Below are 15,982 nucleotides of genomic sequence, written 5' to 3' on the forward strand. Positions count from 1 at the left end.
CCCCAGCCGGAACAGACCCCAACATTGCCGAAACCCTGCACGACAACAGTCAATCCGTCGACTGTTTTCTGGCCGGAAATCGGAGCGGTGTCAGGGTGAGCGAGGTATGAATTCAACGCATATTGCACACCGCGCCCAGTGGCTTCGACACGGCCTTCGATACCGCCACGCACAACCGGTTTGCCGGTCACACAGGCGTTTTGATTGATCGCATCGGACGTGCCGATTTTGCGATATTCATCCGCCATCCAGGCCATTTCACGCTCTCCTGTGCCCATGTCAGGAGCGGGAACGTTACGACCGGGATGGATGAGATCACGGCGCGCCAATTCTTGGGTGAAACGGCGGGTGATGTGTTCAAGTTCATCCTCGCTCCAATCGGCGGGGTTGATTTGCAGCGCACCTTTGGACCCGCCGAACGGGATATTGACCAACGCGCATTTCAGACTCATCAACGTCGCCAATGCTTCGACTTCGTCCTGGGACGCATCGGGCGCATAACGAATGCCGCCTTTGACCGGCTCGATGTGTTCGCTGTGCACCGAACGCCAGCCCTGAAAGCTATGGATCCGGCCGCGCAGTTTGACACCAAAACGCACCGCATATGTTGAATTGCACTGCGCAATCCGTTCAGCAAGCCCATCAGGCAAATCGACATTGGCGGCGGCAGTGTCGATAAAGCGTTCTACGCTTACGAGGAAGTTTTGGTTGGGCATTGCAACGTTGGTCCTGTTGATATTGGTGTTTTCGCACCTAAAGCCGCAACGGCCCCAAACTGTCCAATGCAGATATCGCATGGTTGATGTGGGATTTGCAGTTTCCGGTGCGCGTCACTGCAAAGGGGGTAGAACTCCGTAGGAGGTATTTTACATAATCCTCATTACCGGATAACGTTTGCGACGGCGCACCGGCTCCACATAAAAGCGGCGACAGTTTTCTGAACCGTCGCCGCGATGTCACTTAGCGAAATGCAAGACCGAAGACTGGCGCTAATGTGGCCCCAAAGCTATTGGCCTGACGTGGTTTTGGCTGTGGCTTTGGTTTGGGCCGAGGTGGCAGTTTCACATGATCACCACAGGCTTTGGGCTTCTTATCGCAGACGGTTTCGTAATCGCCGACCTTGATTGTGCCGCCTGTGTCGATCTTGATAATGTCGGCGCTTGCGGTGCCTGCCAACGTCATAATGAAGGCACCGAACATGCATGTTTTCTGAAAAGTATTCATCGGATCATTTCCTTTTTGGTTTGTGGATCGATGAATAGTTTTTGCGTTAAGGGTGTCTGAAATGTCCTGAAACCGGGCTTGAAATCGAATGAAATGACCGGAAATCACCCTGTAATTTCCCTGAGATTACGTGTGTTTGAATGACAACCTAGGCGAAGTTGCGTTTTGGATCACCTGGCGTCGTGTTTAATGCCCGATTTTCAAAGGTGCGCAGGGGCTGGTTTACTTCTCCCCCTGTTCCGCATTCGACAAAAGACCGCGCAGGGTTTCGGCTTTGCTCGCCGGAGACAACAGCTCAGCCGCCAAAAAACGATCAATCGACACGTCATGATGCAACATGCGCAACTGGGCCAAAGCGCGCGCAGCTTGCTCAGGGTCGTTTTGTTGCGCAAAAGCCGCCGCCAAAAACAGCAAAGACGATGGGTGGTCTTGGGGCGCTTTTTCCAGATGGGATATGGCCTGAGCGTGATCACCGTTGAAAAAATACCCGATGCCGGGCCCCAAATGATACCAAGGCGCGGCTTGGCTGTTCAGCGACAGGGCTTGCTCACCCCAAAGAATGGCCTCTGAGGTTAACTCGGTGGTCAATGCGCCTTGGAGCGAGGCCAAGGCCAAGGCATCCGCATCGCCGGCCAGCTTGTCCGCGGCTTCCAACAGGCGTCTGCGCTTTTCGGTTTCGTTTCCGCGCAGGGCCGCGGTCCAACTCCCCGCGAGCAAACTACGACCTGACCCTTGGCCCAGATGATACGCCTGACGGCCACTATTGGCGCGCGCATCCCTGATCGCTTTGATGTCGGTACCATTGGCCAGCGGAAGCATTGCGCCCAGAACAAAGGACAAACCCGCCCAGGCTTCGGCATTCTGAGCGTCGATTTCCAACGCTTTGCGGAAATGTTGTTCTGCCTTGGTCAAGGCTTGACCATGATAGGCATGAAAGAGAGCAACCCCAAGACGGATGTGTTCACCGGCGGATAAGGTCTCGGCATTTCCCGGCGCGCCTGCGTCAGCGCCCAATCCTGTCAGCTGCCCCGACCAAGGGTTTGCAAGTTCAACGGCGAGAGCCTGACCCACATCATCTTGCAATGAGATCAAATCCCGATCAGCGTTCTCCCAACGCCGCACCCAAGTTATCTTGCTGTTGGCTGTGTCAATCAAATGCGCCGACACCCGCACACCGGCGTCGGATGCTTGAATGGTCCCCCCGACCACATAATCTGCGCCCTTGGCGGCATAGGCTTGGACCGGCGTTTCACTTGGCGCGCTGGTCGCGTTCAAAATCGACGGCGATAAAACCGACACAGTCTCAAGCGCGCTGAGGGCGACCACGACGTCATTGCGCAGCGCTTGCGCGAAAATGGTCATGTCCGGATCATGACCAAGCGTGTCGAATGTCAGAACTGCCACGGCCGGTTTGGCCTCGGCGATGTTTGGAGGGCGTGTTGGCGTCATCCAATAAAACCAAGTCAGAAAAGCCCCGGCGATCACCCCCAAAACAGCCAGTGATGACAGCCAGACCCACCAATTGGGCGCGGTTGTCGCGGGCGCAGGGGTGCTTTGTGTGGCACCTTCGCTCACGGCGGGCACCGTCAAGCGATAGCCAATGCCGGGATTGGTTTGCACCAACGCATGTGCCTTGTCGCCCAAGGCGCGCCGAACATCGGCAATGCACTGGGTGATACTGTCATCAGAGACGGCCACCTGCCCCCAAACGTCCTCGATCAATTGTTCTTTTGAGATCGGATCAGGATGGTTTTTTGCCAAAGCTAAAAACACCGAGAAACTTTTGGCCCGCAACACCACGGGATCGCCCTCAGGCCGCCGCAAGCTGCGTGTCTGAGAGTCGAAATAGATTTCTGCGGTTTTGTCTGACACCAAACACCCTTTCAATGGACCAACTTGGCAAGTTTGCACATAAACTGCGAAATTTCACTGGTTTTTCAGCCTGAACAGGCCCTTTTTCGGGTGATTTCAGAGGTGGTTTCAGGACATTTCAGCCCCGATTGGCGGAAAACGGATGCATCGAACACCGCATCAAACAGGCCCCTCGGCCAGTCACACTCCTTGGAAGGACACGTTATGAAACACGCCATTCGCACCGCAACCACAGCTTTCACCAGCGCCGCAACACTCGCTCTGAGCCTATCGACCTCGGCCATGGCCAGCCCGTTACCGATCGTTCAGGAAACCCCGGATCTGGGCAAATATTGCCAGCGCCATTACGGGGCCGAAGCGCGTTTGACCCAGTATTCTGCCTTGGGCTGGCAGTGCTACAAAAACGCCGCGCAAACCTGGGGCATCTTGGTGAGCCAGGCCTGCAAGGATCAATTCGGGCTGCCCAAGGCCGCTTATCGCGCCAAAGGCGACCCTTATTCATGGTATTGCTACAAACCGTTGCCAACGCCAAAGCGTGTCGGCGTCGACCTGACCAGATACTGCGTCAAACATTTTGGTCACGGAGCACGCGCAAAGCTTGTTGGCTCCACTGCCCTTGATTGGGTTTGCGCGCACGGCCAACACAACCGTTGGGGAATTTCCGTCAGCACCGCTTGTCGGGAACAACACGGATTGCCCAAAGCATCCTATGTCAAACGCAGTGACCCCTATTCCTGGCACTGCCACCGATAAAGAGATTGGGCTGGCGCAGGTCGGCCCAACCCGCACCGACCCCCAAAATCGAAGGAGAGTGTCATGGTCAGCATGAGAGTTTTGTTCGTGGTGAGCACAATATTAGGTCATGCAGTTTCAGCCGACATCACGACATCTTATAGCATCGCTCAATTCGAAACCGATTGCCAACAAGCCGGGGGAACCCCGCGCATATTTGCCAACAGCGCAAGCTGTGAGCGGCCAGACAAGCCCAACATCCTCTGCCTAGTTCATCAATCCGGCATTCATGAGTGCCAAATCGCGCCCGTGTTGCCGTTAGTAAATGAAAAGTGACGGCGAATGGTGGCGAGCCGGCGTAGCCCCCAGAAGCCGACCATCGCATCCAAGCATGATATGGTTGATCGTCACAAACCGCCCTGCGGCGTTGGTTTTGGTTCCGATGATCCTCTTTTATTTGCCCAAGCCAAGGGGTTCATCGCGGCGGGTGTATTTTGCATCCATCTGGCTTACGCGTTGCGCAACATGTCGACAAAGGCGGATACTTTGATGGGGCGGAATTTTGATGCGGGGTAGACGGCAAATATGCCCCCTTCGGGCAGGGTCCATTGCGGCAAAATCCGTGTCAGGACGTTGTTTTGCAGATCCCGGCGCACCAGAAAGTCGGGCAATATCGCGACCCCTGCCCCGCCTTTGACAGCTTCCAAAATCGCAGGGCCACTGTCGATCGACAGCGCATTTTCCAATTTCACAGGGGCGCTTTGTTTGGCCTCGTTTTCAAACACCCATTGTAAGGGGTCTGACAGGGACATGTTTGCAATGAAATCGAGCGCCTTCAGATCATTGGGGTGTGTGATCGTGTCAAACTGAGCCTCGACCTTGCTCGCACCTACCAAAAGCTGTTGAAACCCGCCTATTTTGCGGGCCATCAGGCCGGAATCGCGCAACCATCCCACCCGAATGGCCAAATCAAGATCACCTGACATCAGATCGCTGTGGCTATCACCGAGATGCAACTCAACCTTACATTCCGGGTATTTGCGCCGAAACGCGGCGACCACAGGTGTCACTATGACGGTGCCATAGTCATGCGGCGCAGTCATGCGCAGGGTGCCCAAGGGCCGGTCTGATAGTTGCGCCAATTCGCCAAATGCATCATCCGCATCGTGAAGGATCGCGGCGCAGCGGGTGTAAAACGCCTGACCTGCTTCGGTCGCGCTGACCTTGCGTGTGTTGCGCACCAACAGGGTTGTTTTCAGCTCAAGTTCCAATTGGGTCACTTGTGCGCTGACAACCGCTTTGGTCACCCCCAGCCGGTCAGCGGCCCGAGTAAAAGACCCCGTTTCAACCACCGCCGCGAAATAGGCCAGCCTGTTTAGATTGCGTGCTTTTGACATGCTCCAACTGATAGCTTTTGGCGAACAGTATGTCAAAATCGTTTGTCTTATCATCGGCAATCAAGAGGCGCATATACCCCCCAAGGAGACAACACATGACACAGACAGTAACTTTGCAATACCTCTTCGATCCATTGTGTGGCTGGTGCTATGGTGCCTCTGGCTCGATCAAGGCGTTGGCCAAACACCCCGCAATCGACCTGCAGCCCATGGCCACCGGCCTGTTTGCAGGCACCGGGGCCCGCCCGATGAAAAGCTTTGCCGCTCAGGCTTGGGCCATGGATCAACGCATCGGCGCTCTTAGCGGCCAACCCTTTAGCGAAGACTATCGCACCAAGGTGCTTGGCGCAGAAGATGCCCTGTTGGATTCAACGGTTGCAACACGCGCCGTGACAGCCGTTTCCGCAAGCGCCCCTGATCGCGTGATCGACGCGCTCGTCGCCATTCAATCCGCCCGTTATTACGGCGGCAAAGACGTGACCTCGGCCCCTGTTGTTGCAGGTCTTTTGACCGATCTGGGCCTGACCGAAGCCAGCGCGCGTCTGGTGGCCTTGGATGAGGCGCTATTGCAGCAGGTGACCACCCAAACCAACGCGGCCCGCGATGTGATGAACGCCTACGGATTGCAAGGCGTTCCGTCTCTGATCGCAACCATCAACGGTGAGCTGAGCATTCTTGATGCCAGCGCCCTGTATTCCGGCCCCGACGCCATCTTGGCCGCTCTTAAGCTGGCCTAACCCCTTCACAAGGATTCCAAAAATGAACCGTAGAACAGCCCTCAAAATGACCGCAGCCGCTGGCGTCGCGGCCCTCATGGCCCCCAACACGTCATTCGCAAGCGACGACGGCCTCAGCTGGACCCACTTTCCAGCCGGTGAAAACGGCTTTTACCGCGCCCCTGTCTTGGTCTCCGGCCCGACCGAAGCAGTCTTGATCGACGGCGGATTTACCCTGCCAGACGGCCAAGCCCTTGCCGATGCGATCAAAGCCACCGGCAAAACGTTGACCACCATTTACGTCAGCCAAAGCGACCCTGATTTCTACTTTAGCCTGCGTCCAATCGTTGAGGCCTTCCCCGAGGCGCGCGTCATTGCGGCCAGTGAAACCGTGGCTGCGATCAACGCAAATGTTGCCAAGAAGGTTGAAACATGGGGGCCGCAGCTAGGCGAAAACGGCCCGCAATCGGTTGAGGATGTGGTCATGGCCGAGGCCGACGACAGCGCAACCCTGAGCGTAGACGGCTATGTGCTCGACATCGTTCCTGCGACAGGTTTGGCCAATCGGCGCTACATTTGGAGCGAAGACCTGCAGGCTGTCTTTGGCGGTGTGATGACCTTCTCGGGCACCCATGTTTGGGTCGCAGACACGCAAACCAAAGAAGAGCGCGCCGCTTGGATTGCCAATTTGGACGCCATCATTGCACGCGCGCCTCAGGTCGTTGTGCCTGGTCACATGACAGCCGAGGCACCGATGGGTCTTGAAGCGGTCCAGTTCACCAAGGCCTATCTGCTGGCCATCGAAGAAGAACTTGAGAAGGCCACAAGCTCCCAAGAACTGGCCGCCGCGATGACAGCGCGCTATCCCGATCTGGGCATGGGCGTCGCCTTGGCCATCGGATCCAAGGTTCTAACAGGCGAGATGAAGTGGGGCTAACCTAAGAGCGACCCCGCCCTCGGGTTCATCCGGGGTGGAATTCAAAACCATCACTGCACAAGCACGATCAAGCACGTCTTGATCGTGCTTTTTTAGTTAGGCTGCCCCGGCGAACCTATGGAACCGCTATCGGATCGTTGTTGCTTCGGGCCATTGAGTGTTTTGTTTAGGGGCGGAAAAGAACTGGCCGCTGCAAAAATCCCTTTCAAAACTAAGGCCGGATCGAAACGGATCAGTCCTTTAAAACGGTGATTTCCAGCAGCGCGTGTTGTTTGCGATCTGACACAGCGTCCAGCGCGTCTTTGATCGCTGTGGGGACGTCTTCGGGCCGATCAACTTTGCGCGTCCAAGCGCGGCTGGCTTGGGCGACGCGCACAAAATCAGGCGACGGATTAAGTGAGGTCAAAGGCACCTCGTTGGCCTTGGATGCGTAGCCATCGGGATAGGTGCCCACAACGGATTGACGCACGGCGCCCCATTCGTGGTTGTTCAACACGATCACAAGCACCGGCAATTCCAAGGCTTCGGCGATCTGATGGCACGCAGTCGGGTTCGAAAAGATATAAGACCCGTCGCCCATGGTCGCCACGACAATGCGGTCGCGATCGGCCAGTTGGGCGCCCAAAGCGGCCGGGAACCCCCAGCCAAGCCCACCCGAATGCGGTTCTTGGAACCACGAATTGTGCCCCTTGCGCTCAATCGAACCAAGCTTCACCCCCAATTCGCAATAAACCGTCGATGTCACGCCCCGCAGCGCCTCGCCCAGACATTGGCTCACCCATTGTTTGGTGATGCCTTTGGCGGTGGAGGACGTAGCCTCAACAACCAAACGGTCGCGTTCGGCTTGGGCTTTCTGGCCAACATAGCTGCGGCGTTTGGCGATCATGTCCTCATTGCGATCAAGCTTATTCATCGCAGCCACAAGCGCTGGGATCGTGTCCGCGTTTTCGCCTGCAATCGACAGATCGGATTGGAAATTGCGAATGGGAAAGCGGCTAAACAGCGGGTCTGGTCCGATGTGGATCACAAAGGCACACTCGGCCAATTTATGTTTGTCGGGCCACCACGGGGCCAGAGAATCCAACACAACAACCACATCGGCCTCGGCCATCCACGGACCGGGATCTTGCCCAATATGGCACGGGTGATCGGTATCGATGGCGAGGTGTGTCGCCCACCACGAACACACTGCAATGCCCCAATCCTCGGCCCATTTGGAAAACAAATCAAAGCTTTGCGCATCCCCTGACCCGCGTTGCGCGATCACCAAGGGCCGTTTGGCAGCCGCCAGCTTTGATGCCGCACGGTCGATATCACGTCGCACCGCACTGGTTCTCGCGGGCTGCATCGTAGTGAGCGCGCCTGCCCCCGCGTTGGGAATTTCTTCACAGAGCGTTTCGCGTGGAAGCGACAAATAGACAGGGCCTTTGGGGGTCGAATTGGCCACGGCAAAAGCCCGGTCCAACGCACCGAAAACCTGTTCAGGGAACTTCAATTCATATTCCCATTTACACGCTTCGCGGACCAAGGCCGACTGGTCGCGCATTTCTTGCCCCCAGCCAATCGGTACGGTCCGTGCGCCAAACCGGGTCTCTTCGGTCACAGGTGTCCGCCCGGACATCAACAACACCGGCACATGTTCGCAGGCCGCATTGATCGCCCCTGTTGCGCCGTTGGACAGGCCGACATTGGTGTGCAACATCACCGCCTGACACCGCCCAGAGATTTCATAATACCCCATCGCCATGCCCATTGCCGCGTGTTCGTGAGGAATGATGATGGGTTCTGGCAAAGAAATACCTTTGTGTGCGGCCTCGGCCAGACCTTCGACAATCGGCGGAAAATCCGTGCCCGAATTGGCAAAGACATAGTCCACACCCAGCGCTTTTAGCTTGGTAAAAATGGCACCGCCCGCTGTCATCGCATCACCGTCTTTGGTCATGGTCGTCTCCTTAGGGATCGTCAAATGGGGTCATCTTGGTTCGAAACTTCGTTGGTGATCCAAGGCAAACCTGTGAAGTCATGGACAGCGGCAGAGCGCCCGATTTGACCATAGCCACTGTCTTTCACATCGCCAAATGGCATCTGTGTTTCGCCTGTGTGTGTCGCCTGTGATCGTCGGGGCATTGATCACTCAAATGGCCGGTTCCGATCCTAACGAAACGGGGCTGCGAATTTTTCCGTAAATTCCTGATCACTGCTTGGTGTCGCGCCATTTTTTCTAAACTGCGAAGGAGACATCCCCGTCGCATTCGCAAAGGCGTCATAGAAGGAAGACAAAGAGGCGAATCCGCAATCCAAAGAAACCGTCAGGATCTTGGCGCTGGTTTCCGTCAACATCATCTTGGCGTGGTGAATACGTAAATCCGTAATGTAGGCTTTGACCGTCATCCCCAACATCTTGCGAAAGAGCGTGATGGCATAGTTTGTAGAAATCCCCGCCGAATTGGCCACATCCAGAACCGAAATCGGTTCAAAGGCGTTCAACGCGATAAACCTGAGCATTTTGTCGAAATGGGCGACGGCCCCCCCGCCGATTTGGTGACGCCCTATCCGTGGACGGGGCTGGCCGATGATGTCCCAGCCTTCGGTGTCCAACCGGACCAGACGCGTTTGAACCTCTAATCTGTGCAGGATTTGCCACTTTTCGTCGGCGTTGTTGATCTCATGTGACAGACGATCCATCAGGGCGCGGTCCGAGGCGCTGTTGGTCTTGGCACAAAGGATCGACCCGCCAAGAATATCATTTTTCAAATCGCTTGAGACCGCAAAGTCCAGGAATTGCTGTAGGGAAATATAGGCGTTGGTGATTTCGCCCGCACCTGACAGAGCGATAGGACGATGCGGATAGGCGGCCCAGAAGAGACAAATCCTTTCTTGTGGGATGGTGATTTCATGGCCGGAAAAAGAGTAAGTCATTTCGCACCCACGCAGGTAATTGATCTCAATCGAGGGGTGCGTGTGGTAGGGGTCATTTTCGATCACGGGCACATGGTGTTCAAGGTAAACCGCCTGACCGTGAGAGACGACATCGACCAGATGGGGCGCGCGCGACGGGGGGGACATTTGCAAAGCTCCCAAAAATTGATCACTTAAAATCTATCTGTACCTTATCATTCCGCAATTCAAAAAGCCACTTAGAGTGTGATTTTCCGGAAGTTGTCATCGCAATCTCGGAAGACATTGACCTTTGCGCCCCGTCTACTACCCCTCACATTTCACGTTTATGGGAGGAGAAAACGTGCTCAAACCTTTTAACGCAGGACGTGGCGCGGTTTTGACCGGCGTCGCGACCGCCGCGATGGTGGCCGCGATGATGTCTGGCGCTCAGGCGCAAAACATGCCCGAAGAACGCAGTTTGTCAGGTCTTGAATCAACATTGATCGGAAAAGCCGACATTTTTGATTACGGCAGCCTTGAAGGCTATTCCGAAGCGCCATTCCTGACCGAGCTTGTCAACGCTGGCGCGCTACCACCCGTCGCAGAGCGCCTTCCAGTAGAGCCAATCATCATGAAAACCGGAGCCATGTCTGACGGCATCGGCGAATATGGTGGTGTATTCCGTCACGTGATCGGTGGCCGCCCTGAGGGCTGGAACTGGATGGCGGGTCAGCATCAGGGCTGGGGCGGCATCAACATGGCGATGCAGGAATGCCTCGTGCGCCAAGGTCCGCGTTGGCAGGTCAAAGCCGAAGAACAGACCGGTCCGCTCCCGAACCTTGTACAGTCTTGGGAATGGAATGCAGACCACACCGAAGTCACCATGCATTTGATGCAGGGTGTTAAGTGGTCAGACGGCGACGCATTCGACGTCGAAGACATCCGTTTTTGGTGGGAAGACAACGTTCAAAACGAAAGCGTCGCATCACGCATGCCGGCGGATTCTTTCGGCGGCGCGGGTACAACGATGGAGGTGATCGACGACTACACGTTCAAATTCACCTTTGCCTCGCCACAGTCCGAAAACGTTCTCGAAGGCCTTGCCTACATCCAAGGGTGCCCTGGCCCGAGCCACATTTTGAAGGCCAACCACCCAACCTACAACGCCGACGCGACATATGAGAGCTACACAGGCTCCATGCCAAACGACGTCACGCCTGCTGTTGTTTTGGGCGCTTGGGTGCCGACTGTGCATCGCCCAGACGAGTTGGTGATCATGCGTCGCAACCCGTACTACTTTAAGGTGGACGAAAGCGGTCAGCAGTTGCCGTACTACAACGAGATGCACTTCAAACTCTCCACTTGGGGGGATCGGACTGCACAAGCTGTGGCGGGCACGGGCGACTTTTCCAACATGGAAGATCCCGGCAACTTTGTCGAAGCTTTGAAGCAATCCCAAGACGACAGCAGCCCCGTTGTGGCCAACTTTGGTCCACGTGTTTTGTCTTGGCGTTTGATGCTGAACTTTGACGCAGCTGCGGCACAAGACGATTACGAAAAAGCGCTGCGCGGTCTGTTCCGTGAAAAAGACTTCCGTGTGGCCTTGTCCCATGCGCTTGATCGCAACGCGATTGGTCAATCTGTGGCCCGTGGTCCGTTTGCTTACCCATACGTGGCGGGTTTCGCGACAGGGTCGCCGTACTACGATGCAAACTCTTCTGTGTTCCAAGAATTCGACCAAGCCAAGGCAGCCGCCCTGCTTGACGGACTTGGTTTGGCTGACACAGACGGCAACGGCATTCGCAACCTTCCAAACGGCGGTGACGACATCGTCATCGACGTGATGGTCGAAGGCGAACGCAATGCAGACGTCAAGCAACTCGAAGCCGTGGCTTCACTGCTTGAAGAAGTTGGCCTGCGCATCCAGACGCGGTCTGGTGACGGCACCTCGCTTGACACCAACCGCACGGGTGGCACCTACACAGCGATGCTGACACGTTTGCCGGTGATCTTGCCGACACGCGAAACCTGCGAAAGCTTCCCTGCGGGTACAAATTGTCCGAACTTCAACAAAGGCGGCGATCGTCTGGACTTCGAAGTTGAGCTAGAGACAGCGTACAACGCGTTCAACGCCAGCAATGATGCAGGTGAACGCGCGCAGCTGGCCCGTGACATGCAAAAGCTGATGACCGAGAACGTGTACTATGTGGGGACCGTGCAAATCCCCGCGGCGCTTTTGGTCAACAAGCGGGTGCGCAACGCCCACCCTGGCACGCCTGTGTTCATGTACGAATGGGCCGAAGATGGTGTGATGCGGGAACGCCTGTGGACACCTGCAGACTTGCAGGTTGATGAGGTCCTCCCTGGCACGGTTGCTGAATACAAGTAACCACCAAGGGGCGCGCGGCCATGGACACATGGCCGCGCACTTTACTCAATCAAAACACGAGGGGCTGTCAGATGGGATTCCTGATCTTCATCCTGCGCCGTATCATGGTGACGATCCCGCTTTTGATCGGCATCTCGATTGCGACTTTTCTGATCATCAATGCGGTACCTGGTGACTATGTTGACGGGTGGATCGGGCGGACCATGTCGATGACAGGCCAAAGCCGCGAAGCTCTGATGCCTCGGGCCATGGAATTGCGCGCGCAGCTGGGGCTCGATCAACCGCTTTATGTGCAATACTGGTACTGGATCAAGAATATCGTGGTCAGTGGCGATTTCGGGCAATCCTTTGTGCATTCCCGCCCTGTGACTGATGTGATTGGCCTGCGCCTGTGGCGCTCGATCGGGATTGCACTGGTGACCCTCGTGGTTGGTCAGGCCATCGGTGTCTTTCTTGGCATCTATGCGGCCACCAACCAATATCGGCTAGGCGATAAACTGGCGACTTTTGTGGCCTTTATGGGAATCGTCATTCCAAAATTCGTGGTCGCGCTGATCATGCTCTATTTCCTCGCCTTCGTGTGGCATTCGCCCTACCTCGGCGCGCTTTACTCAGCCGAATTCCAAGTGCAAGATGGCATGTCGTTCGCCAAGCTCTGGAACATGTTCCTGCATGTCTGGCCGATCCTCTTCATTTCGATCTGGGCCGGGCAGGCCTATACCACGCGGATGATGCGGGGAAACCTGCTGGACGTCATGAACGCCCAATACATCGAAACCGCCCGCGCCAAGGGCCTGTCGCGCCGCCGCGTTTTGTTCAAACATGCTGTGCCAAACGCACTGCACCCGGTGATCATGAACATGGGTGCCCGCTTTGATTATATGATCAAAGGCGAGCTTGAGATTGCCATCGTTCTTGGCATCCCCACGCTGGGGCCCCTTATCATCGCCTCGGTTTCTGAACGGGATATGTATGTTGTTGCCGCGATTTTCCTGCTGGTCGCGGTTCTCCTTGTGATCGGCAACCTGCTCGCTGATATCGCACTTGCCTTGCTGGACCCACGCGTCCGCAAAGCCACAATTTGAGGGACGTGTCATGACCGATCAACCCTCACCCAGTTTTGGCATGAATGCAGAGGCCGCAAGTGGCCCGTCGCTATCCTATTGGCAACTTGTGCGGCGTCGTTTCCTTGGCAACCGCTATGGAATGACCGGAGCGATTGTCTGCGTCCTGATCGTTTTCTCGGCCATATTTGCTCCATTTCTGGCCCCCAATGATCCCGCCGCCAAAGACCGCGACGCCATCTATTCGCCACCGCAACTTATCAAGGTGATTGGCCAAGACGGTCTCACCTGGCCCTTTGTGCTTGGCTTTGAAGAGGTGATGGATCCGAATACATTCGAGATCACCTTCGAGCCATCATTTGACAAGGTGACACCGCTCAAGCTTTTCGTAGAAGGTGATCCGTATCGTGTTTTAGGCATGGAGTTTTCAACCCATCTGTTTGGAGGGGCCGAGAGCACACCTGTCCATTTGCTTGGAACCGATGGGCTTGGTCGTGATGTATTTAGCCGGATGCTCTATGGCAGTAGGATAACTCTGTTGATGGGGTTTATGGTCATGGCCGCGGCCTGTGTCATCGGCACTGTGGTCGGTGTGACATCTGGTTATCTTGGGGGGCGTGTCGACACAGTCATCCAGCGCCTGATCGAGTTTGTAAAATCCTTCCCCGACCTGCCGCTCTACCTTGCGCTGGTGGCCATCTTACCGCGCCGCGCAGACCCAATGGTCACGTTCATCATGTTCGCGGGGATTGTTGTGTTGCTGCAATGGGCCAACTTGGCGCGGGAATTGCGCGGCAAAGTCATCGCGATCCGGTCGGTTGAATTTGTCCGCTCTGCGGTGGCTGTCGGAGCTTCGGACAAACGCATTATCTTGCGCCACATCATCCCCAATATGTCGTCCCATATCATCGTTTGGGCCACTTATGTTTTGCCAGAGGTCATCCTGCTGGAAAGCTTCCTGTCTTTCCTTGGCGTCGGCATCCAGCAACCGCTGGTGTCTTGGGGCGTGATGCTGAACGCGGTCCGTGATTTCCAATCGCTTGCATCTGCCCCGTGGCTTCTTGCGCCGGTGGGCATGATCATTCTCTCTGTTTTGGCCTTCAACGCCCTGGGCGATGGCCTGCGCGACGCAATGGACCCCTATGCCAATGACTGATCCCATCCTCTCGGTGCAAAACGCCAAAGTGTCGTTCAAGACCGTGGTCGGTGTGACTGACGCGGTCAAAAATGTCAGCTACGAAGTCCGGCGCGGCGAAACGCTTGCGGTGGTGGGCGAAAGTGGCTCGGGCAAATCCGTCACTGCTCGTGCCATCATGGGCATGCTTGCGCCCAACGCGATGGTCGATCCAAACACCAAAATCATCTTTGACGGTGACGACCTGTCAGAATGGTCTGAATTGCAGCTGCAAAACATCCGCGGCCGCCGGATTTCGATGATCTTTCAGGAACCACTGACCAGCCTGAATCCGGTCTACAAGATCGGTGATCAGGTGGGTGAGATCATCACCGCCCACCGCCAAATCAGCAAGAAAGACCTGCGCGCCGAGGTCATTCGCCTGTTGACCGAAGTCCAACTGCCCAACCCTGAAGAAAGATATAGTCAGTACCCCCACGAGATGTCCGGTGGCCAGCGCCAGCGCGTCATGATTGCCATGGCGCTGGCCAACAATCCTGATTTGCTGATCGCCGACGAACCCACCACAGCACTGGATGTGACGGTCCAGGCCGAAATCCTGTCTCTGTTGAAGCACTTGCAGAAAAAGCACCGGATGGCGGTGATCCTGATTACCCATGATCTGACCGTTGTGTCACAGGTGTCAGACACGGTTGTTGTCATGCGTCAGGGCGAAGTTGTCGAAACGGGCAAAACCCAAGACGTTTTTGCCAGTCCGCAACACCCCTATACCCAACACCTGATTGCATCCGAGCCCAAAGGCCATCCAGACCCATTGCCCGCAGATGCCGAACCGGTCCTTGATGGGCGGAATATGGGCGTGAGCTTCATGCTCAAATCTGGTGGCTTCTTTAACCCCAAGCGGGTCAAGCTGAAGGCCGTCGACAATGTTACAGCCACAATTCGACGCGGAGAAACCCTTGGAATTGTTGGGGAAAGCGGCTCAGGAAAAACCACCCTTGGTATGGCGATGATCCGGCTAGGAGTGTTTGACCAGGGCCAGATCACCTTTCGGGGCGACCGGATCGACCAGTTGTCGCGCAAAGAGTTACAGCCTTATCGCACGCGCCTTCAGGTGGTGTTTCAAGATCCGTTTTCATCGCTGAACCCGCGTATGATAATCCGACAAATCCTTGAAGAAGGGCTGTTGGTCAACAACATCGGTGCGAATGCGGCTGAACGCGATGCGATCCTCCGTCAGGCGTTGGACGACGTACATATGCCCCATTCCGCACTGGCCCGGTTCCCACATGAGTTTTCGGGTGGCCAACGCCAACGCTTGGCTATTGCCCGCGCGATTGCCCTGTCGCCGGAATTCATCCTGCTGGACGAACCGACATCGGCGCTCGATCTCTCGATTCAGGCGCAAATCATTGATTTATTGCGCGATTTACGGCGCAAACGCGACCTCAGCTATCTCTTCATCAGCCATGACCTAAAGGTCGTCCGCGCCCTGTGCCACAACGTGATCGTCATGCAGCACGGTCAGGTGATGGAGCAAGGGCCGACTGAAGAGGTGCTGGTAAACCCGCAAACCGACTACACCAAACGGCTCGTCGCTGCCGCCTTTGAAGTTGTGGCATGACGCCCCTTAACA

General features: G+C 56.0%; 14 protein-coding genes. 7 read left to right on the top strand and 7 right to left on the bottom strand.

Annotated elements, in window-relative coordinates; all coding sequences use genetic code 11:
• From ACRBB0_RS22170 to ACRBB0_RS22180, 3 genes are all read right to left on the bottom strand, one after another.
• Positions 1 to 716: Glu/Leu/Phe/Val family dehydrogenase (locus tag ACRBB0_RS22170; RefSeq protein WP_431376654.1), on the bottom strand; the 716-nt coding region annotated here is incomplete at its 3' end.
• A 244-nt stretch (positions 717 to 960) separates the two neighbouring features.
• On the bottom strand, positions 961 to 1,224 hold the full coding sequence (locus ACRBB0_RS22175; protein WP_431376655.1) for a hypothetical protein: 264 nt from the start codon (positions 1,222 to 1,224) through the stop codon (positions 961 to 963).
• Positions 1,225 to 1,446: 222 nt separating this feature from the next.
• Complete coding sequence (locus ACRBB0_RS22180; protein WP_431376656.1) at positions 1,447 to 3,096, bottom strand: winged helix-turn-helix domain-containing protein; 1,650 nt, start codon at positions 3,094 to 3,096, stop codon at positions 1,447 to 1,449.
• Positions 3,097 to 3,300: 204 nt separating this feature from the next.
• Between ACRBB0_RS22180 and ACRBB0_RS22185 the strand changes: the two genes are divergently transcribed.
• Complete coding sequence (locus ACRBB0_RS22185; RefSeq protein WP_431376657.1) at positions 3,301 to 3,849, top strand: hypothetical protein; 549 nt, start codon at positions 3,301 to 3,303, stop codon at positions 3,847 to 3,849.
• Between the two features lie 488 nt (positions 3,850 to 4,337).
• Here ACRBB0_RS22185 and ACRBB0_RS22190 read toward each other — a convergent pair whose 3' ends face one another.
• Complete coding sequence (locus ACRBB0_RS22190) at positions 4,338 to 5,225, bottom strand: LysR substrate-binding domain-containing protein (RefSeq protein WP_431376658.1); 888 nt, start codon at positions 5,223 to 5,225, stop codon at positions 4,338 to 4,340.
• Between the two features lie 95 nt (positions 5,226 to 5,320).
• Here ACRBB0_RS22190 and ACRBB0_RS22195 point away from each other — a divergent pair, with 95 nt between their 5' ends.
• Positions 5,321 to 5,962, top strand: coding sequence for a DsbA family protein (locus ACRBB0_RS22195; protein WP_431376659.1), 642 nt, complete (start codon positions 5,321 to 5,323; stop codon positions 5,960 to 5,962).
• Positions 5,963 to 5,984: 22 nt separating this feature from the next.
• Positions 5,985 to 6,878 (top strand): twin-arginine translocation signal domain-containing protein, encoded by an 894-nt coding sequence (locus ACRBB0_RS22200; protein ID WP_431376660.1) that lies wholly within the window; start codon positions 5,985 to 5,987, stop codon positions 6,876 to 6,878.
• A gap of 232 nt (positions 6,879 to 7,110) precedes the next feature.
• On the opposite strand, the gene ACRBB0_RS22205 is transcribed toward ACRBB0_RS22200, so the two are convergent.
• The 3 genes from ACRBB0_RS22205 to ACRBB0_RS22215 are packed head-to-tail and all read right to left on the bottom strand — an operon-like array spanning position 7,111 to position 9,944.
• Complete coding sequence (locus tag ACRBB0_RS22205; RefSeq protein ID WP_431376661.1) at positions 7,111 to 8,820, bottom strand: thiamine pyrophosphate-requiring protein; 1,710 nt, start codon at positions 8,818 to 8,820, stop codon at positions 7,111 to 7,113.
• Positions 8,821 to 8,840: 20 nt separating this feature from the next.
• Positions 8,841 to 9,005: a hypothetical protein gene (locus ACRBB0_RS22210; RefSeq protein WP_431376662.1), complete on the bottom strand. Its 165-nt coding sequence runs from the start codon at positions 9,003 to 9,005 to the stop codon at positions 8,841 to 8,843.
• A gap of 27 nt (positions 9,006 to 9,032) precedes the next feature.
• Positions 9,033 to 9,944, bottom strand: coding sequence for a helix-turn-helix domain-containing protein (locus ACRBB0_RS22215; protein WP_431376663.1), 912 nt, complete (start codon positions 9,942 to 9,944; stop codon positions 9,033 to 9,035).
• A 175-nt stretch (positions 9,945 to 10,119) separates the two neighbouring features.
• On the opposite strand from ACRBB0_RS22215, the gene ACRBB0_RS22220 reads away from it, so the two are divergent.
• From ACRBB0_RS22220 to ACRBB0_RS22235, 4 genes are all read left to right on the top strand, one after another.
• Complete coding sequence (locus tag ACRBB0_RS22220) at positions 10,120 to 12,147, top strand: ABC transporter substrate-binding protein (protein ID WP_431376664.1); 2,028 nt, start codon at positions 10,120 to 10,122, stop codon at positions 12,145 to 12,147.
• Between the two features lie 71 nt (positions 12,148 to 12,218).
• Complete coding sequence (locus ACRBB0_RS22225; RefSeq protein WP_431376665.1) at positions 12,219 to 13,232, top strand: ABC transporter permease; 1,014 nt, start codon at positions 12,219 to 12,221, stop codon at positions 13,230 to 13,232.
• 10 nt (positions 13,233 to 13,242) lie between these two features.
• The gene (locus tag ACRBB0_RS22230) at positions 13,243 to 14,367 is read left to right on the top strand and encodes an ABC transporter permease (protein WP_431376666.1); all 1,125 of its coding nucleotides are present in this window, start codon (positions 13,243 to 13,245) and stop codon (positions 14,365 to 14,367) included.
• Positions 14,360 to 15,970 carry an ABC transporter ATP-binding protein gene (locus ACRBB0_RS22235; protein WP_431376667.1) on the top strand — a complete coding sequence of 537 codons (1,611 nt, stop codon included), beginning with the start codon at positions 14,360 to 14,362 and terminating at the stop codon, positions 15,968 to 15,970. Before ACRBB0_RS22230 ends, ACRBB0_RS22235 begins: the two co-directional genes overlap by 8 nt.
• Positions 15,971 to 15,982: the final 12 nt, after the last annotated feature.

The sequence above is a fragment of the Pelagimonas sp. genome (assembly GCF_050633425.1).
Classification (GTDB): domain Bacteria; phylum Pseudomonadota; class Alphaproteobacteria; order Rhodobacterales; family Rhodobacteraceae; genus Pelagimonas.